A 22749-nucleotide genomic window follows, 5' to 3' on the forward strand; every position below is an offset into this window, starting at 1 on the left:
GCCATGGCCTCGCCGCGTTTCGCGCGTTTCCAGGAAGCCGATAATGGCGATCACTGGCCGGGCTTTGTCGATGCCCTGGCCACGCTCTTGCTGGTCATTGTCTTCCTGCTGTCGATCTTTGTCGCTGGCCAGTTTGCCCTGTCGCGCGCCCTGACCGGGCGCGACGAACAGCTGGCTGCCCTCAACGCCCAGCTCGCCCAGCTGGCCGACGAGCTGGCCCTGACCCAGGCGGAAAACACCGAGCTCGAACTGCGCGTCTCCGGACTGGAGACTGAGCGCGATGCGCTGAGCGATGCGCTGGCGATGGCTGGCACCCAGACGGCGGCGCTGCAGGCCGAGCTCGATGCCGAGCGTGAACTGTCCGAAGAGAGCCGCCGCGCCCTGATGATGCTCAACCTGCAGATCCAGGCCCTGCGCGACCAGATCGCCACGCTCAATGCCGCCTTGGACGCTGCCGAACAGCGCGCCGAGGAGGCTGAGGCCCAGGTCATCAATCTCGGTGAACGCCTCAATGCGGCCCTGGCCGAGCGCGCCGCCGAGCTGGCCGTCTACCGCTCCGACTTCTTCGGTCGCCTGCGCGCCATTCTCGGAAACCGCACCGGCGTACGCATTGTCGGTGACCGTTTCGTGTTCGAAACGGATGTCCTTTTCCCGTCCGGCTCGGCCGCCTTGTCAAATGAGGGCCGCGAAAGCCTGCGCCCGATTGCCGATGCGATCATCCAGCTGACCGACGAAATCCCGGCCGACCTGGAATGGGTGATCCGCATTGACGGCCACACAGACCCGGTCCCGATCCGCACCACCTACCCCTCCAACTGGCACCTCTCCGCCGCCCGCGCCATCTCGGTGGTCAACTGGATGGAGCAATTGGGCGTCCCGTCGGACCGCCTGGTCGCCGCCGGTTTTGGTGAGCACTATCCGATTGTCGAGGGACGGAGCGCGGAGGCCAACCAGCGCAATCGGCGGATCGAGTTGAAGCTGACGTCGCGCTAGGGAGGGGCGCACTGGAATGTGAAGTGTCACGCTGTCGAATGACCACGACACCCTCAACGCCCTTGCTTAGTATTATCCCGCTCGGGGTTGAACCAGGAACGCCTTGTCACACCGCTGTCGGGGCTGCCCGCCAGTGAAGGCCTATTCCCAAGCTGCGCGGCGAGCCGCGCCGGGAGAGTCGTGTGATTGAATGCGTGGATGTGGATCATGTCTTGATCCTCAGTGAGACCCCGAAAGCGGACCTTGAACTGTTGCAGACGGTGACCGGGTTTCCGGAAGCTTGGCCCTATCGGGACTTTGGGGCGATCCAGACCGGAGCCGTCTGGGCTGGAAAGATGGCAATTGAAGTCGCCCGCCTTGATGGTGCGCGCAACATTCCGACCCGCTTGGCAGGCTTGGCACTGTCGACCAGCCAGGCGCCGTGGGACCTTGCCGAGGCTTTGCGTGCGGCGGATATCAAGCACGTCCCGCCGACCTTTGTCTCTGCTGACCCTGCCCGGGAGATGGCGTGGACAAATACCGTTGTTGGCGGTGCGCTCGATTCCGAACCGCGGACATTCTGGTTAGGGCGTCGGTTCGGCGGACGACATGGCCTTTCGCGGTGGCTGGCGCGGGTTGCCGACGGGATGGCGCGATCCCCGCGCGGGTTGCGCAGTCTGAACGCCGTCATCCAGGGGCAGCTGCTCTTCTTCCTTCATTTTGATCCCGCGGACGAAGCCCAGCGCCGACGCATGCTTGCCAAGGCCGACTTTGCCAGTCGGTTTGGCGGCCTCGACGCGGGCGACTACACAGTTTCCATTGATCTTGACCTGGCGCCCGATTCCCGGGCTGCGACGACCTGGAAAACGGTCCTCGCAAACCCGCTTTTGCCGGGGCGCTGGCTGTCCCCTGCCGGCGTGGAGCTGGTCTTTCACCCAGCTGGGGAGACGCAGCTCCGTGGCATTCGGATTGCTGGCTTGTTTCCAGGTGGCGTGGCGCTTCCCGGCGCGCTGGGCGAGATCATCTCGCTGGTCTAGCGCTGTCGGCTATTCGTCATCTTCCGGACCGGCGCGTTCGCGCAGATACCAGGGAGCCGGGCCGTAATCGTAGGGCGGGTAGCTGTAGAGCCAGCGGAGAGCATCAAGCGCCGCAGGGTGGAAAATCGTGACGTGGGTCTCGTCGAAGCTGCGATCGAGATGATGTCATTCCGCCGCGCCAGCGTTCTTTCACGGGCCGCTCGTCACCCACTCGGTCTCGCCCTGTCGGGCGATCCACCTCGCCTTGTCGGGGTGAGGACCTGTGGCAGCCTGCATTATGAACTGGAAGGTGGATCCAATCGCGCAACGCGCGGAGGGACCCATACATCCCTTGTCAGCCGGCGGGCCGTATCCGGGTCTTCAGGTCAAGGGCCGCAATGCGGCCGCTTCGCGGTTTCACCCTTGAGCTGAAGACCCGGATACGGCTTTCTCTCGGCAAGGGATGTATGGGCGGGTGTGCGCCGGGGCGCGCCATCCGGCTCACGTGTTCTCCGTTTTCTTCCCCATTACATGGGGAAGTGGGCCGATGCGGAGCATCGGGCCGATGGGGCCGAGCGAAGCGAGGAGGCCGCACTCAATACCCTTGAAACAGAAAGTCCAGCGCGTTGACGATATCGTCCCGATGCCGGGCTTCCACATTGGCGATAGCGGTGCCGAGTTGGTTCGCAGACTGCACACCCAGACCGGCCGTCGCGAAAAGATAGGCCTCGCCGTCAATGTCCAGTATCGGCTCGAGGCGGGAAATTGGCGGGCGTTTAAGATCGGCGGTCGCAAGGAGCGGGACAACGATCCGGCTGGGCAGCTCGCTCAAGAGGTGGGCCTGAATGTCGACAACCAGCGCAACACCGCTTCCCTTCAACGGGTGAACGTCGAAGCGGGCCATTCAATCGTCGTCCGGTTGGGCCCACCAAGGGGGAGGCAGCAGGGGGCCATCGCGCTGATAGCGCTCGTTATAGGCCTTGATCCCCTCGCGGTTCTCTTCCAGCCAGCGGCGGCCCTTTTCCTCGCGGATGGCGGCCTCGATGCCCGCCTCGGCGGCACGGGAGGTGTTGAGGCCGAGGGCCTTGGCCTCGGCCATCACGTCTTCGCGGACGGTGAGATTGGTGCGCTTGCGGCGTTCGGCTTGCGGATATCGCGGTTCGGACATGGTCAGGCTCCGGTGTGTGTATGATTATACACACATTTGCGGCCGTCTCCAATCACGATTGGTGACCCGGCCCGTCAGACTCCATGCCCCGCTTGCCATGGCCGGTATCTTCGGCTACTAGCCCCGCTCCTGAGTTTATATGAGCTGCGTGCGGGGCAACGTAATCCCGTTGCGCGGCGGACAAGAGAAAGCCGGACCGATGAAAAAGGATACCCATCCCGAGTATCACATCATCAATGTTGTGATGACCAACGGGACCACCTTCCAGACCAAATCCACCTGGGGCAAGGAAGGCGATACGATCAATCTCGACATCGATCCGACGTCGCACCCGGCCTGGACCGGCGGCAATCAGCACATGCTGGACCGCGGCGGCCGTGTTTCGCGCTTCAAGGACAAGTTCAAGGGCTTCGCGTAAGCTTTTCGACGTCCTCCGCGACAAGAAAAAGGCCCGTTCCGGTTGGAGCGGGCCTTTTTTCTGTCCGGCGATGTGTGTCGTGCGGGTCAGCGTTGGCCGAAAGCGCCGCGCAGCATGGCCATCTGGTCGGCAACCGGATTGGCGTCCGTGTCGACCACACCGTCGGTATAGAGATTGTCGTCGATCCGCTTGAGGCGATCATAGAGCGATCGCGACCGTTTCACGAGGTCGCCGAGCACGGCCGGCGGGGTTTCGCCTTCCGGCCATAACTTCTCGCTCGGTCGATCCGCGGACAGGCGGTATTTGCCATCGGTTGCAGCCTCGGCCGACATCTCGCCTTCGGCGACAGCGCGCTGGGCCAACAGCCAGGAGGCGGCCTGCATCAGACGTGTGGTCAGCTTCATGCTCTCGGTGGCGTAGGACAGGGCGCCGGCCCGATCGAGTGATTTGGAGTCGTCACGGCCCGGCCCATCGAGATAGCTCGCAGTCTCCTCGACCAGGTCCATGCCCTCGCGGAAGAGTTTCTGGAACATCTCCGAGGCGGCAAAATCCTGAGCCCGGGCAGCAGGGCCGCCGCCGGCTGGGAAGAGGGTCGGTGTGTGACTATCGGTCATTACGCGTCCATTCGTGCGTCGATCACGGGTTACGGGCGAATCGTAGCAAGGCTCGGGCCAGACTGCCCAAAGAGTTTGATCAAAACTTAAACACGGCGTCCGCCGCGTTCAGCCCGGCCTTCTTTTTTTCAGTGATATCGTCGATGCGGCGGATCTCGTCTTCCAACAGCCCACGCCGCTCGGCCAGATCGTCCAGCGACAAGGCGCTGAGATCCTCGCCGGGAATGATGCCCTGGCGTGCCCGTTGGCTTGCGATGCTCTCCTCGTCATGAAACATGGATCGGCCTCCACATGCTTGGCTCCTGGGGGCAGCATAACGCGAAGGAAGGCAAAGTCCCATGATCGAGATCGCGAAAACTGAAAACCGCATCGTTATCGCCCGCGAGCCAGGCGGCCCGGATGTGCTTGAAATCGTGACCCGGCCCGTGCCGGTCCCTGGCCCGGGCGAGCTGTTGATCCGGAATGTCGCTTGCGGCGTGAACCGGCCGGACCAGATCGAGCGGCTCGGCTTTTATCCCGCCCCGCCCGGCGCACCGGAAGGCTTGGGCCTGGAGGTGGCCGGTCATGTCGCCGAGCTGGGCGCGGGTGTCAGCGCGTTTGCGGTCGGCGATCCGGTCTGTGCCTTGGTGGCGGGCGGCGGCTATGCCGATTTCTCGGTCGCCCCGGCCGGCTCGGTCCTGCCGGTGCCGGACACTGTCGCAGTGGCCGATGCGGCCGGACTGCCCGAGACCGTGTTTACCGTATGGACGAATGTGTTCGAGATCGGCGCATTGTCGCGTGATGAAACATTTCTGGTCCATGGCGGAACAAGCGGGATCGGATCGACGGCGATCCAGATGGCCAAGGCGGCGGGGGCGCGGGTGATCGCAACAGCCGGCACGCCGGACAAGGTCACGCAGTGCAAGGCGCTCGGTGCCGATATTGCGATCAACTACCGGGACGAGGACTTCCAGACGGTTGTGACCGAAGCCGGCGGTGCCGACGTCATCCTGGACATGGTTGGCGGCGCCTATGTCCAGAAAAACATCAATTGTGCCCGCATGGGTGCGCGGATTGTCTCGATCGCTTTTCTGACCGGCAGCCGCGTGGAGGTTGATCTGATGCGGGTCATGCTCAAGCGGATCACGCTGACCGGCTCAACCCTGCGGGCGCGGTCATTGGCGGAAAAGGCCCGTCTCGCGGCCGCTGTCCGTGACACCGTGTGGCCCTGGATCGCCGCCGGCAAATTGGCGCCGCTGATCGACAGCCGTTTTGCCCTGGATGATGTTCGTTCCGCACACGAACGGCTCGATTCCGGCGCCCATGCGGGAAAGATACTGCTGGATTGCTGATTTGTGCAGGCTGCCCCGCTTTGCAGCCCGCGCGGTCTGCGCTATAAATGCATCAAATCGCTGGATGGTGCAGACCTGCCACCAGCGTCGGAAGCCCAAGCCCGGCCGCCGCGTCGGGCTTTTTTTGTTTTTGTACTTCAATCCCATGCCTTGGAGCTGAGACCATGACCGAGATCCTGATGCCGAAAGCGACGGCCGTCTGGCTCGTCGACAATACCTCGCTGACCTTCGACCAGATCGCCGATTTCTGTGGCTTGCATCCGCTCGAAGTGAAGGGCATTGCCGATGGCGATGTTGCTGTCGGCGTGCGCGGCGCTGACCCGATTTCCAACGGGCAGCTGACGCGCGAGGAAATCGAGAAGGCCGAGAAGAGCGACAAATACCGCATGACGGTGGTGAAGCCGAAATATTCCGAGCTGCACCAGCCGGCCAAGCGTCGCGGCCCGCGCTACACGCCACTGTCGCGCCGCCAGAACCGTCCGGACGCCATCGCTTGGCTGGTCCGCAACCACCCGGAGCTGGCCGACGCCCAGATCTCCAAGCTGATCGGCACCACCAAGACGACGATCCAGGCCGTGCGCGAGCGCAGTCACTGGAACTCGTCCAACATCAAGCCGACCGATCCGGTGTCGCTGGGGCTCTGCACCCAGATCGACCTGGATGAGCAGGTCAAGAAGGCCTCGGCCCGTCGCCGCAAGCTCGAGGAAGAAAACCCGGAACTGCTGACCGATACGCTGAAGGCCCAGGAAGACCTGCACCAGGCCGAGGAAAAGCCCGCCCAAGAGGCCGAGATCGACCTGGAAACGCTGTTCGGTGGTCCCAAGGCCGAATAGGCCGGACCTCTGTCACCAGAATTGAAAAAGGCCTGGAACCCGTCGGTTCCAGGCCTTTCTTATTGCGTTGTGCGTCGCGGCCTCAGCCCTTGGGCACCGTGTAATTCATCGCCAGGCGTCCGCCATCGGCATAGATCGTGGTGCCGGTGATATAGCTGGCATCCTTTGACGCCAGGAAAGACGCCACTGAGGCGATCTCGTCGGGGTCGCCGATCCGCTGCAGCGGGGTGCGGGACATGATCTTGTCCATCGCTTCGGGATTGTCATTCACCGCCTTGAGCACGTCGGTATTGATGCTGCCCGGTCCGATCGCATTGACGCGGATGCCGTATTTGGCGAGCGCCAGCGCCATCGACTTGGTCATCTGGTTGATGGCACCCTTGGTGGCGCAATAGGCGAGCTGGTCGGGGATCGCCATGACGCCGTTGACCGATGACATGTTGATGATCGAATAGCGGCGGCGCACATCTTCAGTCCGTTCGCCGTCTTCCTCGATCTGGTCGACCATCTGCCGTGCGGCCTCGCGGGCCACCAGGAAGGCGCCGCGCAGATTGACGCCCATCACCTTGTCAAAATCGGACTCCGAGAGGGTCAGGATATCGCCGCTGGCCACGATGCCGGCATTGTTCACCAGCACGTCGAGCCGTTCGAAGGTCGAGCGGGTTTCCGACAGCAGATTGTTGACGGCAAGTCGGTCCGCAACATTGCAGGAGACAAAGAGGGCGCGATCCTTGTCGGCGCCCAATTCCTCGGCGAGGGCCTGGCCGGCGCGGGCATCGACATCGGCGATCACGACATGGCAGCCGTCTTCGGCGAGACGACGGGCACAGGCCTTGCCAATGCCGTTGGCGCCTCCGGTTATGATTGCGACGCGGTCACCCATCTTCAGTCCTCATGGCCAGCGCGCAGAAACGCGCGATCAGGATTGCTGACCTTGCACAGGCGGGCGGCGCTGGCAATCCATCCGGGCGCCGCGACAGCGCGGTCAGGGATTGTGGGTTCGCTCATAGTCATGGAGGATTTCCGGATCCTCCGGCGATAACCGCCAGGCACGCCGATAAAGCGGCCGCGCCTCCCGCATCCGGCCGACCGCTTCCAGCGCCGTGGCGTGGGAGTGGACGATGGCCCCGGAGTCCGGTTCCGCCGCCACAGCCTGTTCGCATAGGGGCAGGGCGGTCTCGGCGCGATCATCCTTGATCAGGGTCCAGCACAGCATGTTCAGGGTCGATCCGTCCTCAGGCGCCAGCTCGACCGCGCGGCGGGCATCCTCGACGGCGGCCCCGGTCAGACCGAGGTCGAGCAGGGCGCCGGCCCGGTTGATCCAGGAGCCGATCCAGTCCGGTTGCAGCCGGACGACATTGTCGAAGGCGACAACCGCCTCCGCGTCGCGGCCGAGCGCTTGGTAGACAATGCCCAGAGTGATCTGGGTCAGCGTGTCGTCGGGGGCTGCGGCGGCGGCCATTCGCAGGTCGTCCAGCGCCCGCTCGTGCTGGCCAAGCTCGGACCGGGCGATGCCGCGATTGCGGTAAAGCGTCGGTTCGACGGCACGGGCACCGCCTGTCTCGATGATGGCGAAGGCGAAATTATAGGCGTCCAGCGCGTCCTGGAATTCCTGTTCGGCCAGCAAGGCGGCGCCCAGCGAGGCATAGGCGCCGACCTCCTGGTTCATGTCGAGCTCGGCATGGTCCAGGCAGGCCCTGAACTGGCGGATCGCTTCGGCATTCTCGCCGCGATCCAGCGCGGCTTGTCCGGCCGCGCATTCGGACGCATCGGACGATGCCTGGACAAGTGCGGCGGCATGGGTGGCGGGTGCGAGCACCAGGCCGGCGGCCAGCAGGAGGGCAGAAAGGCGCATCGGGAACTCCGGGAGTGGCGTTTTCTCAGTGTAGCGCGCAAAAAGGGCGGCCCGAAAGCCGCCCCGTTGATAATTGCGCTGTTGTAATCAGCTAGCCCGTAAGGGTCGCGTGCGCCGATAGTCGCAAACTTTCTATCTGTTCCTTGATTCGAAGCTTCTGCTTCTTGAGTCGCGCCAGTTCCAGGGAATCCGCCGACGGGTGCTTCTTGACCTCGTCGATTTGTGTATCCAGACGCGTATGTTTAGCGTCGAGCTCACGGATGCGGGCTTCGATGGGCATGGAGACGTCTCCCTCTTGTGAAGTGGAACACTCGATTGAAGCAGGTTCCCGCATTATGTCTACTCACGAAACGTTTCGAGGATAAGATATGATGAAGCCGGAGCGGATGATTGTCGGCGTCTCGGGCGCCTCCGGGATCATCTATGGCATACGGGCGATGGAGGCGCTGAAGGCGCTGGGCATCGAGACCCACCTGGTTGCCTCGAAGGCGGCCGAGATGACGCTTGGCTATGAAACCGATATCTCGATCAAGGACTTCCGGGACAAGGCCGACCATGTCTACAAAATGCCGGATGTCGGTGCACCGATCGCATCGGGCTCGTTTGCGACCCGCGGCATGCTGATCGCGCCGTGCTCGGTCAAGACCATGTCGGAGATCGCCACCGGTGTGACGTCCAGCCTGTTGACCCGGGCCGCCGATGTTGTCCTGAAAGAGCGTCGACGGCTTGTCCTGATGGTTCGCGAGACGCCCTTCCATCTTGGTCATCTGCGCACGATGGAAGCGCTGACCGAAATGGGTGCCGTCATCTGCCCCCCACTGCCGGCCTTCTATGCCAAGCCGAAATCCATTGACGACCTGGTCAACCAGTCGGTCGGACGCGCCCTTGACCTGTTCGGTCTCGACTGGGATGGCACGCGGCGCTGGGGTGAGGACCTGGAAGACGGACGGCGCTGAGCCGCCCCTATTCCAATGTGATGCGGGTAATGTCGCCCGCCGTGATTTCGACTGACTGCTCGGCGTCATTGCCCCATCGGATGGTGTAAGCGCCGGCGGGAATGGTCAGGATTTCACCCGGGCGACCGGTTGTGATGACCTCGCCGGTGGCCGAATCGGCAAGTTCGAAAGCACCGGTGACAGCCTGGGTCAGGGCCGCGGCGAGTTGGGTCCCGTCGGCGGCGCTGAAATAGCCACCACCACCGCTGGCCGCCCACGCGCGGAAGACGGCTTCGAGATCGGTATCGTCGATGGCAAAGCCGACAATATTCACCCGGATATCCCAGCCGCGGTCACGCAGGCCCTGAATGGCCGCAGCGGCATCGCCGTCACAGGTCTCTTCACCGTCTGTCAGGACAATCAGGATCCGGGTGCCGGCGACGTCGGCCAGGTCGCTTGCGGTCATTTCGATTGAGCGGCCCAGCGGGGTGCGGGCGAGATTCATGGCGTCGACGCCGCGGATCACACCGGTGGCGGCTGCCGGATCGAGCGGACCGAGTGGCATTTCCAGATCGGTACGGCAGCTGTCGGCCTCGCGATGCCCGAAGACCCGCAGTGCAAAGCCGGTCCTCGCGGGGATGGTGTCGTTGACCAGGCTGGTCAGCGTTTCCCGCGCAATGGCGATGCGCCGCTCATCGCCAACCCGCTGCAGCATGGAACCGGACGCATCCAGGATAACGCCGACAGCGTCGTCGGGACCAAGCGCGGCGCGTGTCTGTTCGACCAGCAATTGCCCCGGCTCGGCCGGCGGCGGCAGGACGATGAGGGTCCGACGCGCCATCTCGCGTCCCGCCCGTGTGAGATAGATGAGGGTGTAGTCGCCCGGGGTCTCGGGCGCGCCCAGCGTGACGCTGTCTGAATTGGGGTCGATATAACTGAACGTCGCGCGCGAACCGTCGCTCGCGTGCATCTCGATCAGGTCGCCTTGATTGCCGGTGCCGGCCCAGGTGACAGGAAATTGCGTATAGGCTGCCACCTCGGCGGGCGCGTCGATAGCGATATGGGCCGCAACGACGTCGATGGATGTGCGTCCAATCACCCGGCCACTGGACACATAGACGATGTCATAGGCACCCAGCGTCTCGGATGCGGTCAGAATGGCCGTGTCGTCCGCTCCGGCATTGCCGACATAGTAGTAGCTGGCGCCGCCAAGCGGTTCACCATCGCGCGCGGCGAAGGTGATACGGTCCTGGCTGTTCTCCGGTCCGACCCAGGAAACGCGCACGGGCCCGCCCTGAAAGACCTCCGACGGGGCGGTCAGGATCGCCTCGATGCCGCCGACCTCGATCGGTGAGCGGGCGAGGACGGTCGAGCCACTGACATAGACAATGTCATAACTCCCCGCATCGGCGGGTGCCCGCAAGCTGGCCGGCCCGCCGTCCAGATTGCCGACATAGGCGTAACCCGTTCCGCGGATGGGTGAGCCGTCCCGGACCGCGAATGTCAGATTGTCGCTGCGGCTGACGGGGCCGGTCCAGTCGAGGCTGAAGGTCTCGCCGGCGCTGACAGCGGCGGGTGCAGTAATGGACGCGTCCGGCAGGGTCACGGTCAGGGGCAGGCTGGCGCGCACCTCGCCGCCCGACACGTAAACCAGTACATACTCACCCGGTGCTTCCGGTGCCATGATCACTTGCGGGTTGTTGTGGGTGTAGGCGTAGGAGAGCCGCCGACCTTCGCCGTCGGCGGGTCGCACTTCGAGAATGTCACCGCGTGCTTCAGGGGCGGTCCATTCAACCTCGATGCCCTGCCGGATATGCGCCTCGGTCGGTGCACTGATCTGCCAGTCCTGGGCCGGTGCCGGGCTGATCGTCAGAAGAATGAGGGCGCAAAGGCCGGTCAGAAAACGCATGCCTGGCTCCTAGGGTTCGACCAGTGTGTAGTGGTGATGGCTGCGAAAGGCGGCGTCGTTCCAATAAAGGCTGTAGGCCGACTTCTCGATACGCTCGAGGGTGAGGGCGTCGCCCGGCCCCTCCGGCAGCCCGGCATCGTCGACATAGTGTGCCACGGTGTCGCGCGGGCCGATCCGCCAGGCCTCCACCTGATTGAAATAGTCCGGCGCGAGATCGCTGCCCGGCGGGGCATCGTCGATCCCGTGGATCGATGTCCAGGTGCCGGCGCGGCAGATGGCGATACCGTGCTGACCGTCGACGTCCCGCACAATCGGTACCGCGAAATCATGGGCGCCATCGGCGTCGAAATCCCCGTTGAGCATTCGCGGCAGAACCCAGGCCTCGGGTCGGTAGGCGAGATCGAGGCCGCAGGTGCGGATCAGCTCCATCTCTTCGTCAATGTAAACCGGACTGGTGGCGTCCAGCTCGCGGGCGCGCTCCTCGTCGGTCTTGGGGACGAGGATGCAGGCGTTGAACTGAAGATAGACCATGCGGGCGCGCTCGCCGGGCTCCAGGTCGGCCAGTCCGAAATCGGTGATGCGCAGCCAGCCAAGTCCGGTATCGCGAAAGGCGCCGCCGCGTGGATCATTCAGCATGAAGCGGCGCTCGTGCTGGGGCGCATTGACGTCGCCCTCATTGGGGCCGGTATTGGCGGCGTTGCGGAAGTGCCAGCCATAAAGAAAACGCGGATTGGTGTTGCCATGGAGCGGCAAGGTGGCAAGGGCGAGATTATAGCCACCTGCGTCGAGCACATTGATGTCCCAACCGTGCGGCGCCGGCGCCAGCAGGAATGTCCAGCCGAAGCCGATATCCGCGGCGTATTGACGGTCCCCGGAAACCTCGCCGCTGACCGGGATGGCATGGTGCAGCGCTGTGTTGGTGCAGCTCTCTGCGGCGGCGCGGCTCGGCACAAGGCCGGCCAGGCAGGCTGCGATCAGGGCGATAACGCCAATTGTTGCGGTCGAACCCCTCACCGTGTTGGCTCGCCGTCGGGCAGCGCCGGCTCGGTGACGGGCGTCGTCGTTGTTGTTCGTGGCGGCAGCGCGTCGGATCCGGGCTGACCGTCGTGGTCGGCATTGTTCACCGCTATCGCGATGGCGATGGCCAGAATGGTGAGGCCGAGCATGCCGACGACGGCGCAGGCAATCAGCGCTTTCATCGGCATTCTGGTCGCCGCGACGATCGACACCGCCAAGCCGGCCAAGCTCGCGAGCAGGCCATAGCCCAAGGCCTCGGCGGGCGCCGCCAGTCCCTGACCGGGCGGCACGAGATACTTGCCGCCAAAATAAGTACCGAGCCCGAACGCCAAGACCACCATGGCGATGATGACGGGCAGGCTCAGAGCGATGCGGGTGAGGCGCGGCGACACGGGGCGTCCTAGTTCAAGACCGTGACGGACAGTGTCGTGGTTGATCCGTTCGGGATCAGGTTGAATGTCGCCACGCGCCCGTCTTTTTCAAAACGCAGCAAGTGCCCCGGACCGCTGGGGGCATTGGCCGCTTCGGTCCATCCCAGTGCCACCATCTCGCGGGCGTAGAAAGCGGTGACGTCGTCCGGCGATCCGTCGGCCAGGGCGGCCAGCGAGAAACCCATGTTCGGAATCGTGTTGGCGCCATAGATGTTGAGGGCCGGATAGTGGGCGACATCGTCCGGAAATCCGGCGGGCAGGTTCAGATTGGCGCCGGCCTGCGATTGCAGACCGCCGACATTCTGCTCCATCACAACTTGCGGCGCGTCGCTTCCGGACCGGGCAGGACTGTCGGGGCCAACCGGCTGTTCGGTGTCGCCGCCACAGGCGGCGAGAGGCAGGGCGCAGGCGGTCAGTGCGAGCATGGTTTTCAAGGTTTTCGTCATGGCAGGTCCCCCTTTGTCTGCCGCTGTCAAAACGCCCCTTGCCGGCTCCTGCCGGATCGAACCCGGTCAGCAAGGACCGGTTCGCGGGGCGTGTTGATCGCCACGCTACACTGCCTGGTCGAAATGGGTAGTCTTTTCAGGAAACCTGTTTCGTCGCTTCGTGGTCAATGATGGCGATGATCAGCGCAGTCCGACCTGCCCGACCGCGGCCTCAGCCAGGCTTTCAGGGTCATAGCCGAGACCGTTGCGGAACACGATTTGCGGGTGGCGGATCCGGCTGATGTCCGCCGACAGATCGCCTTGCAGCACGACCAGGTCGGCCCGATAGCCGGCCCGGATGAGGCCGCGATCCGTGCCCAGGCCCAACTCGACCGCGCCGTTATGGGTCGCGATCCGGACCGCCTGCTCGACCGTGAAGCCGGCTTCAACAAGCAATTCCACGTTCCGCTGGTCGCCATGACCGGGAATGATGTGGCGGCCTGTGTCGGGGCCGGCGACGAGGTGTCCGCCAGCGGCGACAAAGCGGCGTTCAAAGGCGAGCACACGGCCGAATAATTCCGGCGTGAAACGGGTCGTCTCGAGTCGCGCGGCGAGGGCGTCCTGGCGGCTGTCATAGGCCGCGCGGGCCTCGGGCGCCAACATGGTCAGCGAGCGGGCATCGCCCTGGGGCCGCTGCGCGAAATGGCTTTCTATGATGGCCAGGGTCGAGGTCAGGGTGACATCATGATCGACGAGGGCCGCAATGACGGCGCCGATGGCCTCACCATCGGGATCACTGGTTTCCAGCGATGCCAGCGTCGCGGTGCAGACGCCTTCCGGCTTGTCCCCGACCAGGTCTGACATCGACAGGAAACCGTGCTCGATACGGTCGATGCCCATTTCGGCGGCTTGCCGATAGGTCAGCGAGCACAGATGGCCGGTGACAGGCAGGCCGTGCGCATGGGCGCGTGTGATCACGGCGCGGGCAATGTCTGGCGTCACATGCCGGTAAAGCTTGAAACCCGCGACGCCGTTCTCGGTCCAGTAATCGACGAAACGATGGGCGGCCTCGGCGGTGTCCGGCTGCGCCATGACCCAATTACCGTCCGGACCGGTGACATAAGGTGCGGCGATGCGCATGTCGGGGCCGGGTCCGTATCCGCGCTCGACCGCTCGCGCCATGTTCAGTTCGGCGACCGGTGCGGCGCTGCCTGCCGAGAACAGCGTCGTCACACCGCCGGCGAGGTAGAGGTGCGGCGCTGTGTGATGGCTGGCCGGCGTGCCGGGATAGTGGAGATGGTTGTGCAGGCCGACCAGGCCCGGGATGACGCTGTGACCGGCCAGATCGAGAACGGTAAAACCATCCGGCACACTTATGTCTGCGGCCGGGCCGACTTGCCGGATCCGACCGTCTTCGATCAACACGGTCTGGTCGGCACGCGCCGGGTCACCGCTGCCATCGACAAGGCGGACACCGACCAGTGCGATTTGCGGCGCGTCATGGCGGATATGCTGACGTACCCGGTCGGACAGGTCCGCAACAGGTTGCGCCGACGCGCCGGCCCAGCCGGCAAGGCTTGCGAGGAGGGCGATCATTCGAAGCATGGCTCTGTTTCTTTGCTACATTCGTGACCGTAGTGTTACATATGTAACTGACTTGACGCTATCCGTCGTGCGGCGCAGCGTCCAGCTCCAATTCTTCGCATCTGCAGCGTGATCGGGAATTTATTTGACCGGCGAATGCCGGTATCCTACCCGCTTCGCCACACTGGCTCGGGCGAACCTGCCACCAGGGCGCCGGTTCCGACCTCCGGAGCAAGCGGATCAGAACAAGATCAGAAAGAGACGGCTGAGGAATGGATGGAGAATCCCTGGACCAGCAGGCGCTGACCGAACGGATCGAGCGCCTGCGGGAGCAGCATGAATCCCTCAATCATGAAGTCGACGCGCTGACCGAGAACGGCGTTGTCGATCAGCTCAAATACGCTCGGTTGAAGAAGGAAAAGCTGAAGATCAAGGACGTGATTTCACAGCTTGAAGACCAGCTGACGCCGGACATCATTGCCTGAAGCAGGCGGCGACCGGATCAGGCCTGCTTGCGTTCATCGCCTGATTTCTGCGCCTGCTTGCAGGCATACATGGCGGCATCGGCGCTCGCCATGACGTCTTCGGCGCGTTTGCCAGCCTCAAGCGGCTGGCAGCCCCAAGCCGTCCCGACGGTCAGCTTGCGACCGGCATAATCGAACGGGGTCGTCGAGACCCGATCGGCCAGTTCGCTTGCCTTGGCTTGCGCCCCGTCAGCACCGGTCAGTGTCAGCACAACGGCAAATTCATCGCCGCCCAGCCGGCCGACCGCGTCGGTTTCGCGAACATGGGCCGTGAGCAGGTTGGCGACATGATGCAGGGCGGCATCGCCGGCGGCATGGCCATACTGGTCATTGATGGCCTTGAAGCCGTTGAGGTCGAAATAGACGAGCGCTGACGGCGCGCCATGACGCTCGGCGAGGGCCAGTGCGCGGCTGACTTCGCGCAGGAAGGCGCGGCGGTTCAGCACCGGCAGCATGACGTCGTGATCGGCCAGCGATTCCAGTTCGCGGACCCGGCCGCGCAGGCGTTCGGTCTCCTTGCGCAGCTGGTCGACCTCGCCCATCAGCGACAAGAGGGCGCGTTGCACATTCGGCGTGAGCTCGGCTTCCGGCACGCCCATGATCGAGGCGGCATCAGAGGGCGCCGCAGTCGATTGGGCGCCACCGCTGCTGCGGCGGGCTGTGTCGGTCTTGCTGGGGCGGGAAATATTCCCTGTGGGGCTGGTCGGTCCGATGCGCATGGCACGTTCCAATTCGATTCTGTTCGGTCGCAGCGTCGCGAAGTGTGGTTAAGAAACGGTCAAGCGCGGACGGATCGCGCTTGCTTTGCGGGATGTTCTTGACCTTCACGCGCGCAGAGTTATGGTCGCGCGCTTCCTTTTCACGCGCAGGAAGCGTCATGAGCGAAGTTTCGCCCCAGTCCCCGACCTCCCCGAATTCAGATATCGACGTCGCCATCATCATGGGTTCACGCTCGGATTGGCCGACGATGAAGAAGGCCGCCAACGTGCTCGGCGATCTCGGGATCAGCTATGAGACGCAGGTCGTGTCCGCCCACCGGACGCCGGATCGTCTGGTCGAGTTTTCCAAGGGTGCGCGCGGACGCGGCATCAAGGTGGTAATCGCCGGCGCCGGCGGGGCCGCTCACCTGCCCGGCATGGTCGCCTCGATGACGTCGCTGCCCGTGCTTGGCGTGCCGGTGAAATCGAAGGCATTGAGTGGTCAGGACAGCCTGCTCTCCATCGTCCAGATGCCTGGCGGTGTGCCGGTCGGCACGCTGGCGATCGGCGATGCCGGGGCCAAGAATGCCGGCCTCCTGGCCGCCTCCATCCTGTCACTGATGGATGCCGGCGTGGCGGAACGCCTTGACGCCTGGCGTCAGGCCCAGACCGACAGCGTTCCGGTGACGGTCGAGGACTGATCCGATGCGTGATGCGCCGCTTGCTCCGGGCAGTGTGATCGGGATCCTCGGTGGCGGCCAGCTCGGTCGCATGCTGGCTGGCGCCGGTGCGGCCCTCGGTTTCGACGTCCATATCTATGACCCCGAGCCCGATTGCCCGGCCAGCCGCGTCGCCGCGCGCAGTTATTGCGCACCATGGGATGATGCCGGCGCCGTCGCCAATTTCGCCAATCGCTGCGACGCCATCACCTATGAGTTCGAGAATGTCCCGGTCGACACGGTGGCGATTGCCGCTGCAGCCGCTCCGCTGCGTCCCGGTGCGAAATCGCTGGAGCTGACCCAGGACCGCTTCATCGAAAAGCATTTCATCAACCAGCAGGGGGTGAGGACCGTCCCCTTCGCCCAGGTTGACGATATCGACAGCCTGGAAGCCGCAATCGAGGATATCGGCCTGCCGGCGGTGCTGAAGACCCGGCGTTTCGGTTATGACGGCAAGGGCCAGGCCTGGGTCCGCAGCGTCGAGGATGCCCGGACGGCGTGGGCCGCCATCGGCCACCAGCCAGCCATCCTCGAAGGCGCAGCGGCCTTCACGCGGGAGTTGTCGGTTGTGGCGGCGCGCTCGGTGACCGGCGAGGTTCTGACCTATCCCCTGTCCGAGAACGTCCATGGCGATGGCATCCTCAAGACCACCACCGCACCGGCGCCCGGCGTTGACAGCACGACCCAGGACCGCGCCCTGGCGATAGCCCGCGCCTTGGGCGATGGTCTGGGCCATGTCGGCGTGTTTGCGGTCGAGCTGTTCGATCTTGGCGAAGGCGAGCTGATCGTCAACGAGATCGCGCCGCGGGTCCACAATACCGGCCACTGGACCATGGATGGCTGCGGCTGCGACCAGTTCGAACAGCATATGCGCGCTGTTGCCGGCTGGCCGCTGGGCGACCCGGCCGCGCATTCGGCCTGCGTGATGAGCAATCTGATCGGACACGACGCCGATGCCTGGGCCGAGCTGGCCGCCGATCCGCGGGCCCGCCTCCACCTCTATGGCAAGCGCGAGACCCGCGATGGCCGCAAGATGGGGCATGTGAACCGGCTGTCGCCGCTCTGAGCCGGCTTCCAATGGCCGCCGGACATCCTATGTTAGGGGCATGATCCGAACGCCCCCCGATCCGCGCGCCTTTATTGAGGACCGCGGCCCGTTCGACCTGATTGGCGATATTCATGGTTGTTTCGACGAGCTGGTGAGCTTGCTCGAACGGCTGGGCTATGACCGGCGCGACGTGCATGGCTGGCACCATCCGGAGGGCCGCCGCCCGGTCTTTCTCGGTGATCTCGTTGATCGCGGGCCGGACAGTCCGGGCGTGCTGCGCACGGTGAAGGCGAGCGTTACGGCGGGTCGCGGCTATTGCGTGGTTGGCAATCATGATGACAAGTTCCGGCGCTGGCTGGCCGGGCGGGATGTGAAAATCTCGCACGGCATTCGCGAAACCATTGATCAGATGCAGGCCGAGCCGGACCCGTTCCGTGAGGAATTGGCCGATTTTATCGATAGATTGCCGCATCACCTCATCCTTGATGAAGGGCGGCTGGTCGTGGCTCATGCCGGTGTCCAGGCCGACATGCATGGCGAGGATTCGTCACGCGTGCGGGCCTTTGCCATGTATGGCGAGATCACCGGCGAGCGCGACCTGCACGGTCTGCCGATAAGGCGCGACTGGGCCCGCAATTATTCCGGCGACGCCACGATCGTGCACGGCCATGTTGCCGAGCCGGAAATCCGTGAGCGCAACAATGTCATCTGTATCGACACGGGTTGCGTGTTCGGTGGCCATCTGACCGCCATGCGCTGGCCCGAGCGCGACTATGTCCAGGTGCCGGCTCGGGAGGCCTGGTTCCACTCGCCGCGCTGGGCCGTGGACGACAACAGCGGTTAAGCCGTCTGGGCGCGTGGTTTGCGGCCGAGCTGATCGGCATAGTCATGATTGACGTCGCGATGGCCGGCTTCGTCGGCGCGGACCACGACGACGACTTCGCGCAGTCGTGCATCGGCGGGCAGGTCCCAATAGTCGATGGCAATCTGCGGCGCTGGCACATTCTCGTGCCTCCCGGCGTCGATGCCTTCGAGATATTGCGTGTAGCTGATCACGGCCTCTTCCTCGAAATAGCCGACCACGCGGTGCGCCGTGCGCGGGGCGAAGAGGTAGAGGAAGAAATAGCAATTATAGAAGATCGCCTGCACGACCATGATCACGATCCGCTCGAACAGGGTCGGCTTGGCGATTTCGATGAAGGTCATCAGGTGCATGCGCTCGTTTTCCGCCTCGTCCAGCAGGGTGCGGATCCAGCCTTCGTCATCGCGGATGCGGCGTAGCGCCTTGAGGTGCTGCAAGAGGCCGCCGACCATGCCGGGCACGGCCGCAACGGTTTCCAGAACCACGGCCCGGTGGCCATAGCGTTTGGCGAAGAAAGTGTCGGCGAAAAAGCGCAGGAATTTCACGAAACCAAGGGCGATATGGTCGCCTATGCCCTCGGGCTTGCGGTGTTGGTCGAGAATGATGTGGTCCGTCTTCGGCATGTCGCTCTCCCGTTTGGGACGGTGCATGCCGACACTGTGCGCCCGGATGTGGCGAGGCGGAAGGTGGCACGGCGCCGCGCGTCGATAAATCTCGCAATCGGGATGTGGGTATTGCCGCGACCGAATTAAACCCGGCGCGGACGCTAAATCCGCGGACCCGGCCCGTGGCGCAGCTTGCCCAGCAGGCCGGCGAGGTCGGGCAGATCGGCGGTCAGCTTGGCGATATTGGCCTTGGTCTTCTCGAAATCCATCACATTCTGGATGCGGCGATCGAGGAAAGCCTGGGCCTCGGTCTTGTCCATGTCGGCCTCGTTGAGCCAGGTCGACAGGGTCGAGCCATAGACGCCGGCCAGTATGGTCCGCTTGGAATAGAAGTTCACATCGGTCGAGGTGTCGCCAATGGTGCGCCAGATCGTGTCGGCGGTGGCCCACAGAAGCTGCGGCGCCTCGCTGGCGGCATCCGGCAGCATCAGGCGGGCGCGGGCGCGGCGGGCGGCTTCCTCGTGCGGACCGATCGCTTCGAGCCGCGCCATCACACCGAATCGGACCCGCTCGCGGATCTTCATCGCCTTGATGTCGGCACCCCGGACAGCCGCGACCACGGCCAGGTCGAGCTGCTTTGACCAGCGCACGATCAGGTCGAGTGCGCCACGCGGGCAGGCCAGCAGGGCCTGGCCCTTGTCGATGCCGGCATCGGTGCAGGCTTGGGCGAAACTGTCATCGGTCCAGCCATCAAAGGCTGCCAACGGTAGAATCGACTCTAAAAGCGCGTCGCGTGTGCTATCCTTCACGGAGCGGGGCAGGGTATCGGCTTCCATCATGTCGATCTGTCTAGACCAGTGCGGTGACTTCGTCACCTCGCCCGTGTGTGCTGACAGTGTGGACACGTGGTCGCAGCTCTGCTAGTAGCCCCGCCTCTGGCGAACTAGCGACACGAGGAATGGCCCTCGCGTCCAACCTATGGAGAGAGAGCCATCGTACAGATCGTTGTGCGCGACAATAACGTGGAGCAAGCGCTCCGCGCGCTGAAAAAGAAGATGCAGCGGGAAGGTACTTTCCGCGAAATGAAGCGTCGTAATCATTACGAGAAGCCCTCGGAGAAGAAGGCTCGCCAAAAGGCTGAAGCCATTCGCCGGGCGCGCAAGCTGGCTCGCAAGCGGGCCCAGCGCGAAGGTCTCGTCGCCAAGCGTGGCGGCACGACGCGTCGCTAGGGTCGCCAGGCCTCATTGCGAGTAAAGTGAAACCGCCGTGTCCGTTCGGACGCGGCGGTTTCCTTTTGCCTGCAATTCAGACCGTAGTGCAACCGGCCGCCCCGAAGGGCGGCCGGTTGTTTTGTATCAGGACGCTGCCGGTTTTTTCTTGCGGCCGATCCTGAACCAGCCCTTCACCGTGTCCTGATTGGCCTGGTTGAGTGACCCCATGCGGAACAGCACGCCTGATCCCCAGATCACGAAGACGGCAAAGGCGATCATAGCGGCCGTGGTGCCGACAATGTCGATGAGACCGACATCATGCGGCAGACGCGCCAGCATGATGAAGGGAGTCCACAGCGGCACCCAGCTGGCAATTGCCACGATCGGGTTATCAGGGGCGTTGAGCGCCATCATGATCAGGATGATTGGCACCATCATGATCAGCATCATCGGGCTCATCAGGGTCTGGGCGTCCTGCAGGGTCTCGCACAGCGAGCCGATGGCCAGGAAGACCGCGCCATACATCAGATAGCCGATGATGAAATAGCCAAATGCCGGCAGCAGCAGGCCGGGATCGAGCACGGCGGCGAGAATGTCCGCGATCGGCATGTCGGACGAAGCCGCGACCTGCTGCAAGCCCAGCGTGCCGAGCAAGCCTATCCCGCCCCAGACGGCCAGCAGGGTTGCCGAGACGGCGGCGACGCCGATCAGCTTGCCGGTGAGAATTTCATGGTGCCGGGTCGAGGCCAGCATCATTTCCAGCACCTTGTTGCCCTTCTCCTCGATCATCGCCGTCAGCAGCATGTTGACGACAGAGAAGATGACCGCCCACAGGCCGATGGCCATCATCGTGCTGACGACCAGCGGGATGCGTTCAGCGTCGGTGACCTCGGCCGTGTCGCCGGTGCGCTCCGGATTGAGTTCGCGCACCGATGGTGACAGCTCGTCCGCGGTCTCGATCAGGCCCGGGTCAACGCCGGAATCGATGAGAAACTGCGTCTGCATGTAGGCACGCAGGGCGTTGCGGATCTGCGAGCGCAGCCCGCCATCGGAGACATTGGCGCTCCAGTAATCGATCTGGATCGCCCCATCCGCGTTTTGGCGCAGATAGATCGCCGCAAACAGGCGATGTTCGCCATCCGCGGCGGTGAAGGTCGCGTCGCCGGTGAGGTAGGGCCGCAAGGCGTCCAGTTCGGAAACGCCGACATCCACCCGCAGATAGCGCTCATCGGACAATTGCGGCTGGGAGGCGAGCGCCGCGTTCACCTGGGGCAGGTCGCCGAACAGCTCCCGGGCTGTTTCCCGAGCCCTTTCCAGCGCTTCCGCCTGGCTGGCCTCGGCTTGCGCTTCCAGTGCCGTCTCCAGCGAACCGCCGGTCTCGTCGATCAGCACATAATAGCGGGTGGGCTGGGAGTTCTCGATCAGGATCGGCAGGCCGAACCCCAGGGCCATGAACAAGGGCATAGAGGCCAGCGACAGCCAGAAGCCCCAAGTGGCGGCGTAGGACAGATATTCGCGGCGGGCGATGAGATAGATGGCGCGCATCACACGGCCTCCGTTTCGGCAGTGGCACTTGAGCCGACAAGATGGACAAACGCGTCATGCAAATGGGCGCGCACCGGCTCGAAGCGGGCCAGTTTCACGCCACCGTCAACGCAGGCCTTGAGCACGTCCTGGGCATCGACGCCGGCGGCGAGATCGATGGTCCAGACGACATTGCCGTCCAGCTCACTACGGGCGATCTCGCCCTTGCCGACCAGTATTTGCGACAGGTCATGGTCGGATGCCGCCTCCACCGTCACCCGGCGCGGCACTTCGCCGAGCGCTTGCTTGACGCTGCCATCGAAGACCTTGCGCCCCTTGGCAACCAGCACGATCTGGTCACACAGGCGCTCGGCATGTTCCATGACATGGGTCGAGAACAAGACGGTCCGTCCGGCCTCGGCCTGGCGGCGCACGATCTGTTCCAGCGCATTCTGGTTGACCGGGTCGAGGCCCGAAAAGGGCTCGTCGAGAATGATGAATTCCGGCTCGTGCACCAGGGTCGAGATGATCTGGACCTTCTGGGCCATGCCCTTGGACAGGGTCTTCACCTTGCTGTCGGCAACGTCGGGCAGGCCGAATTCCTCCAGCATCGCCAGGCCGCGCCTGCGGGCCTCGGCGGCGCCGACGCCCTTGAGACGGGCGAAGAAGGTGATGACATCGATCACCTTCATCTTGCGGTAGATGCCGCGTTCTTCCGGCAGGAAGCCGACCCGGTCCAGCGCTGCCGGTCGGGGCTTGCCGCCGAACAGGCTGACGGTCCCGCTGTCAGGCGTGAGAATGCCCAGGGACATGCGCAGGCTGGTTGTCTTGCCCGCACCATTCGGTCCGAGAAAGCCGGTGATCTGGCCGCGCTGGACCTTGAAGCTGACATCCCGAACCGCTGGTTTGCCGCTATAGGTCTTGGATACATTGGAGAGTTCGAGAATGGTTTCGGACATGATGCCCCCTGTCATGTTTGCGGCGGAGCCTAGTGAGGATGCAGAGCGACGGCCACCGGCATTGGGCAGTGGACCGTCCCCCCTTTTGTCC

The 22749-nt window shown here is 64.0% G+C and carries 28 protein-coding genes; 11 read left to right on the forward strand and 17 right to left on the reverse strand.

What is annotated here, in order from left to right:
- The first annotated feature begins 3 nt into the window (after positions 1-3).
- Together C7435_RS00370 and C7435_RS00375 are read left to right on the forward strand one after the other, a co-directional pair.
- A complete protein-coding gene (locus C7435_RS00370) occupies positions 4-993 on the forward strand; it encodes a peptidoglycan-binding protein (RefSeq protein ID WP_121209604.1) in 990 nt (329 codons plus the stop codon).
- 182 nt (positions 994-1175) lie between these two features.
- On the forward strand, positions 1176-2009 hold the full coding sequence (locus C7435_RS00375; protein WP_170150287.1) for a hypothetical protein: 834 nt from the start codon (positions 1176-1178) through the stop codon (positions 2007-2009).
- 574 nt (positions 2010-2583) lie between these two features.
- Here C7435_RS00375 and C7435_RS00380 read toward each other — a convergent pair.
- Positions 2584-2892, reverse strand: coding sequence for a CcdB family protein (locus C7435_RS00380; protein ID WP_121209606.1), 309 nt, complete (start codon positions 2890-2892; stop codon positions 2584-2586).
- Positions 2893-3156: a type II toxin-antitoxin system CcdA family antitoxin gene (locus C7435_RS00385; RefSeq protein ID WP_121209607.1), complete on the reverse strand. Its 264-nt coding sequence runs from the start codon at positions 3154-3156 to the stop codon at positions 2893-2895.
- A gap of 199 nt (positions 3157-3355) precedes the next feature.
- Here C7435_RS00385 and rpmE point away from each other — a divergent pair, with 199 nt between their 5' ends.
- On the forward strand, positions 3356-3574 hold the full coding sequence (gene rpmE / locus C7435_RS00390; RefSeq protein ID WP_075188523.1) for a 50S ribosomal protein L31: 219 nt from the start codon (positions 3356-3358) through the stop codon (positions 3572-3574).
- 86 nt (positions 3575-3660) lie between these two features.
- Here rpmE and rcdA read toward each other — a convergent pair whose 3' ends face one another.
- Positions 3661-4188, reverse strand: coding sequence for a protease adaptor protein RcdA (gene rcdA, locus C7435_RS00395; RefSeq protein WP_121209608.1), 528 nt, complete (start codon positions 4186-4188; stop codon positions 3661-3663).
- 79 nt (positions 4189-4267) lie between these two features.
- The gene (locus tag C7435_RS00400) at positions 4268-4465 is read right to left on the reverse strand and encodes a DUF1192 domain-containing protein (RefSeq protein WP_075188525.1); all 198 of its coding nucleotides are present in this window, start codon (positions 4463-4465) and stop codon (positions 4268-4270) included.
- 61 nt (positions 4466-4526) lie between these two features.
- Here C7435_RS00400 and C7435_RS00405 point away from each other — a divergent pair, with 61 nt between their 5' ends.
- Positions 4527-5519 carry an NAD(P)H-quinone oxidoreductase gene (locus tag C7435_RS00405; protein WP_121209609.1) on the forward strand — a complete coding sequence of 331 codons (993 nt, stop codon included), beginning with the start codon at positions 4527-4529 and terminating at the stop codon, positions 5517-5519.
- Between the two features lie 164 nt (positions 5520-5683).
- A complete protein-coding gene (locus tag C7435_RS00410; protein WP_075188527.1) occupies positions 5684-6352 on the forward strand; it encodes a DUF1013 domain-containing protein in 669 nt (222 codons plus the stop codon).
- Between the two features lie 82 nt (positions 6353-6434).
- Here the strand turns inward: C7435_RS00410 and C7435_RS00415 are convergent, their stop codons facing one another.
- The 3 genes from C7435_RS00415 to C7435_RS00425 form a co-directional block, all read right to left on the reverse strand.
- Positions 6435-7235, reverse strand: a complete 801-nt coding sequence (locus C7435_RS00415; protein WP_075188528.1) for an SDR family NAD(P)-dependent oxidoreductase — start codon at positions 7233-7235, stop codon at positions 6435-6437.
- Between the two features lie 102 nt (positions 7236-7337).
- Positions 7338-8207 carry a tetratricopeptide repeat protein gene (locus tag C7435_RS00420; protein ID WP_121209610.1) on the reverse strand — a complete coding sequence of 290 codons (870 nt, stop codon included), beginning with the start codon at positions 8205-8207 and terminating at the stop codon, positions 7338-7340.
- Between the two features lie 91 nt (positions 8208-8298).
- The gene (locus tag C7435_RS00425) at positions 8299-8487 is read right to left on the reverse strand and encodes a YdcH family protein (protein WP_075188529.1); all 189 of its coding nucleotides are present in this window, start codon (positions 8485-8487) and stop codon (positions 8299-8301) included.
- 88 nt (positions 8488-8575) lie between these two features.
- Here C7435_RS00425 and C7435_RS00430 point away from each other — a divergent pair, with 88 nt between their 5' ends.
- Complete coding sequence (locus C7435_RS00430) at positions 8576-9163, forward strand: UbiX family flavin prenyltransferase (protein ID WP_121209611.1); 588 nt, start codon at positions 8576-8578, stop codon at positions 9161-9163.
- A 7-nt stretch (positions 9164-9170) separates the two neighbouring features.
- On the opposite strand, the gene C7435_RS00435 is transcribed toward C7435_RS00430, so the two are convergent.
- From C7435_RS00435 to C7435_RS00455, 5 genes are all read right to left on the reverse strand, one after another.
- Positions 9171-11051, reverse strand: coding sequence for a VWA domain-containing protein (locus tag C7435_RS00435; protein ID WP_121209612.1), 1881 nt, complete (start codon positions 11049-11051; stop codon positions 9171-9173).
- A gap of 9 nt (positions 11052-11060) precedes the next feature.
- Entirely contained in the window at positions 11061-12065 is a 1005-nt protein-coding gene (locus tag C7435_RS00440) for a hypothetical protein (RefSeq protein ID WP_121209613.1), read from the reverse strand.
- Positions 12062-12460 carry a hypothetical protein gene (locus tag C7435_RS00445; RefSeq protein WP_121209614.1) on the reverse strand — a complete coding sequence of 133 codons (399 nt, stop codon included), beginning with the start codon at positions 12458-12460 and terminating at the stop codon, positions 12062-12064. Before C7435_RS00445 ends, C7435_RS00440 begins: the two co-directional genes overlap by 4 nt.
- An 8-nt stretch (positions 12461-12468) precedes the next feature.
- Positions 12469-12945 (reverse strand): hypothetical protein, encoded by a 477-nt coding sequence (locus C7435_RS00450; protein WP_121209615.1) that lies wholly within the window; start codon positions 12943-12945, stop codon positions 12469-12471.
- A 180-nt stretch (positions 12946-13125) separates the two neighbouring features.
- On the reverse strand, positions 13126-14529 hold the full coding sequence (locus C7435_RS00455) for an amidohydrolase family protein (protein ID WP_121209616.1): 1404 nt from the start codon (positions 14527-14529) through the stop codon (positions 13126-13128).
- A gap of 251 nt (positions 14530-14780) precedes the next feature.
- On the opposite strand from C7435_RS00455, the gene C7435_RS00460 reads away from it, so the two are divergent.
- A complete protein-coding gene (locus C7435_RS00460) occupies positions 14781-14993 on the forward strand; it encodes a YdcH family protein (protein WP_083634880.1) in 213 nt (70 codons plus the stop codon).
- Between the two features lie 17 nt (positions 14994-15010).
- Here C7435_RS00460 and C7435_RS00465 read toward each other — a convergent pair whose 3' ends face one another.
- Entirely contained in the window at positions 15011-15751 is a 741-nt protein-coding gene (locus C7435_RS00465) for a GGDEF domain-containing protein (RefSeq protein WP_121209617.1), read from the reverse strand.
- 158 nt (positions 15752-15909) lie between these two features.
- Between C7435_RS00465 and purE the strand changes: the two genes are divergently transcribed.
- Genes purE through C7435_RS00480 form a run of 3 tightly spaced genes read left to right on the forward strand, consistent with a single transcriptional unit; the run spans position 15910 to position 18341 of the window.
- Positions 15910-16431, forward strand: coding sequence for a 5-(carboxyamino)imidazole ribonucleotide mutase (purE, locus tag C7435_RS00470; RefSeq protein ID WP_075188537.1), 522 nt, complete (start codon positions 15910-15912; stop codon positions 16429-16431).
- A gap of 4 nt (positions 16432-16435) precedes the next feature.
- Positions 16436-17515 carry a 5-(carboxyamino)imidazole ribonucleotide synthase gene (locus tag C7435_RS00475; protein ID WP_121209618.1) on the forward strand — a complete coding sequence of 360 codons (1080 nt, stop codon included), beginning with the start codon at positions 16436-16438 and terminating at the stop codon, positions 17513-17515.
- Positions 17516-17555: 40 nt separating this feature from the next.
- Positions 17556-18341 carry a bis(5'-nucleosyl)-tetraphosphatase PrpE gene (locus C7435_RS00480; RefSeq protein WP_121209619.1) on the forward strand — a complete coding sequence of 262 codons (786 nt, stop codon included), beginning with the start codon at positions 17556-17558 and terminating at the stop codon, positions 18339-18341.
- On the opposite strand, the gene C7435_RS00485 is transcribed toward C7435_RS00480, so the two are convergent.
- Positions 18338-18982: an alternative oxidase gene (locus tag C7435_RS00485; protein WP_121209980.1), complete on the reverse strand. Its 645-nt coding sequence runs from the start codon at positions 18980-18982 to the stop codon at positions 18338-18340. The genes C7435_RS00480 and C7435_RS00485 overlap by 4 nt on opposite strands.
- A 143-nt stretch (positions 18983-19125) precedes the next feature.
- On the reverse strand, positions 19126-19803 hold the full coding sequence (locus C7435_RS00490; RefSeq protein ID WP_233350636.1) for a COQ9 family protein: 678 nt from the start codon (positions 19801-19803) through the stop codon (positions 19126-19128).
- Between the two features lie 153 nt (positions 19804-19956).
- On the opposite strand from C7435_RS00490, the gene rpsU reads away from it, so the two are divergent.
- Positions 19957-20193 carry a 30S ribosomal protein S21 gene (gene rpsU / locus C7435_RS00495; protein ID WP_075188542.1) on the forward strand — a complete coding sequence of 79 codons (237 nt, stop codon included), beginning with the start codon at positions 19957-19959 and terminating at the stop codon, positions 20191-20193.
- Positions 20194-20319: 126 nt separating this feature from the next.
- Here rpsU and C7435_RS00500 read toward each other — a convergent pair whose 3' ends face one another.
- Both C7435_RS00500 and C7435_RS00505 read right to left on the reverse strand, forming a co-directional pair.
- Entirely contained in the window at positions 20320-21720 is a 1401-nt protein-coding gene (locus tag C7435_RS00500) for an ABC transporter permease (protein ID WP_075188944.1), read from the reverse strand.
- Positions 21720-22658 carry an ABC transporter ATP-binding protein gene (locus C7435_RS00505; protein ID WP_121209621.1) on the reverse strand — a complete coding sequence of 313 codons (939 nt, stop codon included), beginning with the start codon at positions 22656-22658 and terminating at the stop codon, positions 21720-21722. Before C7435_RS00505 ends, C7435_RS00500 begins: the two co-directional genes overlap by 1 nt.
- Positions 22659-22749: the final 91 nt, after the last annotated feature.

The organism is Maricaulis maris, from assembly GCF_003634045.1.
Classification (GTDB): Bacteria; Pseudomonadota; Alphaproteobacteria; order Caulobacterales; family Maricaulaceae; genus Maricaulis; species Maricaulis maris.

Bases quoted from the DNA above. Each gene is read 5' to 3' on its own strand.
- C7435_RS00425 (WP_075188529.1), bottom strand. From the start codon at position 8,487: ATGCCCATCGAAGCCCGCATCCGTGAGCTCGACGCTAAACATACGCGT.
- C7435_RS00385 (WP_121209607.1), bottom strand. From the start codon at position 3,156: ATGTCCGAACCGCGATATCCGCAAGCCGAACGCCGCAAGCGCACCAAT.
- C7435_RS00490 (WP_233350636.1), bottom strand. From the start codon at position 19,803: ATGATGGAAGCCGATACCCTGCCCCGCTCCGTGAAGGATAGCACACGC.
- C7435_RS00505 (WP_121209621.1), bottom strand. From the start codon at position 22,658: ATGTCCGAAACCATTCTCGAACTCTCCAATGTATCCAAGACCTATAGC.
- C7435_RS00485 (WP_121209980.1), bottom strand. From the start codon at position 18,982: ATGCCGAAGACGGACCACATCATTCTCGACCAACACCGCAAGCCCGAG.
- purE (WP_075188537.1), top strand. From the start codon at position 15,910: ATGAGCGAAGTTTCGCCCCAGTCCCCGACCTCCCCGAATTCAGATATC.
- C7435_RS00435 (WP_121209612.1), bottom strand. From the start codon at position 11,051: ATGCGTTTTCTGACCGGCCTTTGCGCCCTCATTCTTCTGACGATCAGC.
- C7435_RS00455 (WP_121209616.1), bottom strand. From the start codon at position 14,529: ATGCTTCGAATGATCGCCCTCCTCGCAAGCCTTGCCGGCTGGGCCGGC.
- C7435_RS00460 (WP_083634880.1), top strand. From the start codon at position 14,781: ATGGATGGAGAATCCCTGGACCAGCAGGCGCTGACCGAACGGATCGAG.
- C7435_RS00450 (WP_121209615.1), bottom strand. From the start codon at position 12,945: ATGACGAAAACCTTGAAAACCATGCTCGCACTGACCGCCTGCGCCCTG.
- C7435_RS00410 (WP_075188527.1), top strand. From the start codon at position 5,684: ATGACCGAGATCCTGATGCCGAAAGCGACGGCCGTCTGGCTCGTCGAC.
- C7435_RS00420 (WP_121209610.1), bottom strand. From the start codon at position 8,207: ATGCGCCTTTCTGCCCTCCTGCTGGCCGCCGGCCTGGTGCTCGCACCC.
- C7435_RS00380 (WP_121209606.1), bottom strand. From the start codon at position 2,892: ATGGCCCGCTTCGACGTTCACCCGTTGAAGGGAAGCGGTGTTGCGCTG.
- rpmE (WP_075188523.1), top strand. From the start codon at position 3,356: ATGAAAAAGGATACCCATCCCGAGTATCACATCATCAATGTTGTGATG.
- C7435_RS00475 (WP_121209618.1), top strand. From the start codon at position 16,436: ATGCGTGATGCGCCGCTTGCTCCGGGCAGTGTGATCGGGATCCTCGGT.
- C7435_RS00500 (WP_075188944.1), bottom strand. From the start codon at position 21,720: ATGCGCGCCATCTATCTCATCGCCCGCCGCGAATATCTGTCCTACGCC.
- C7435_RS00465 (WP_121209617.1), bottom strand. From the start codon at position 15,751: ATGCGCATCGGACCGACCAGCCCCACAGGGAATATTTCCCGCCCCAGC.
- rcdA (WP_121209608.1), bottom strand. From the start codon at position 4,188: ATGACCGATAGTCACACACCGACCCTCTTCCCAGCCGGCGGCGGCCCT.
- C7435_RS00405 (WP_121209609.1), top strand. From the start codon at position 4,527: ATGATCGAGATCGCGAAAACTGAAAACCGCATCGTTATCGCCCGCGAG.
- C7435_RS00415 (WP_075188528.1), bottom strand. From the start codon at position 7,235: ATGGGTGACCGCGTCGCAATCATAACCGGAGGCGCCAACGGCATTGGC.
- C7435_RS00480 (WP_121209619.1), top strand. From the start codon at position 17,556: ATGATCCGAACGCCCCCCGATCCGCGCGCCTTTATTGAGGACCGCGGC.
- C7435_RS00430 (WP_121209611.1), top strand. From the start codon at position 8,576: ATGATGAAGCCGGAGCGGATGATTGTCGGCGTCTCGGGCGCCTCCGGG.
- C7435_RS00370 (WP_121209604.1), top strand. From the start codon at position 4: ATGGCCTCGCCGCGTTTCGCGCGTTTCCAGGAAGCCGATAATGGCGAT.
- C7435_RS00400 (WP_075188525.1), bottom strand. From the start codon at position 4,465: ATGTTTCATGACGAGGAGAGCATCGCAAGCCAACGGGCACGCCAGGGC.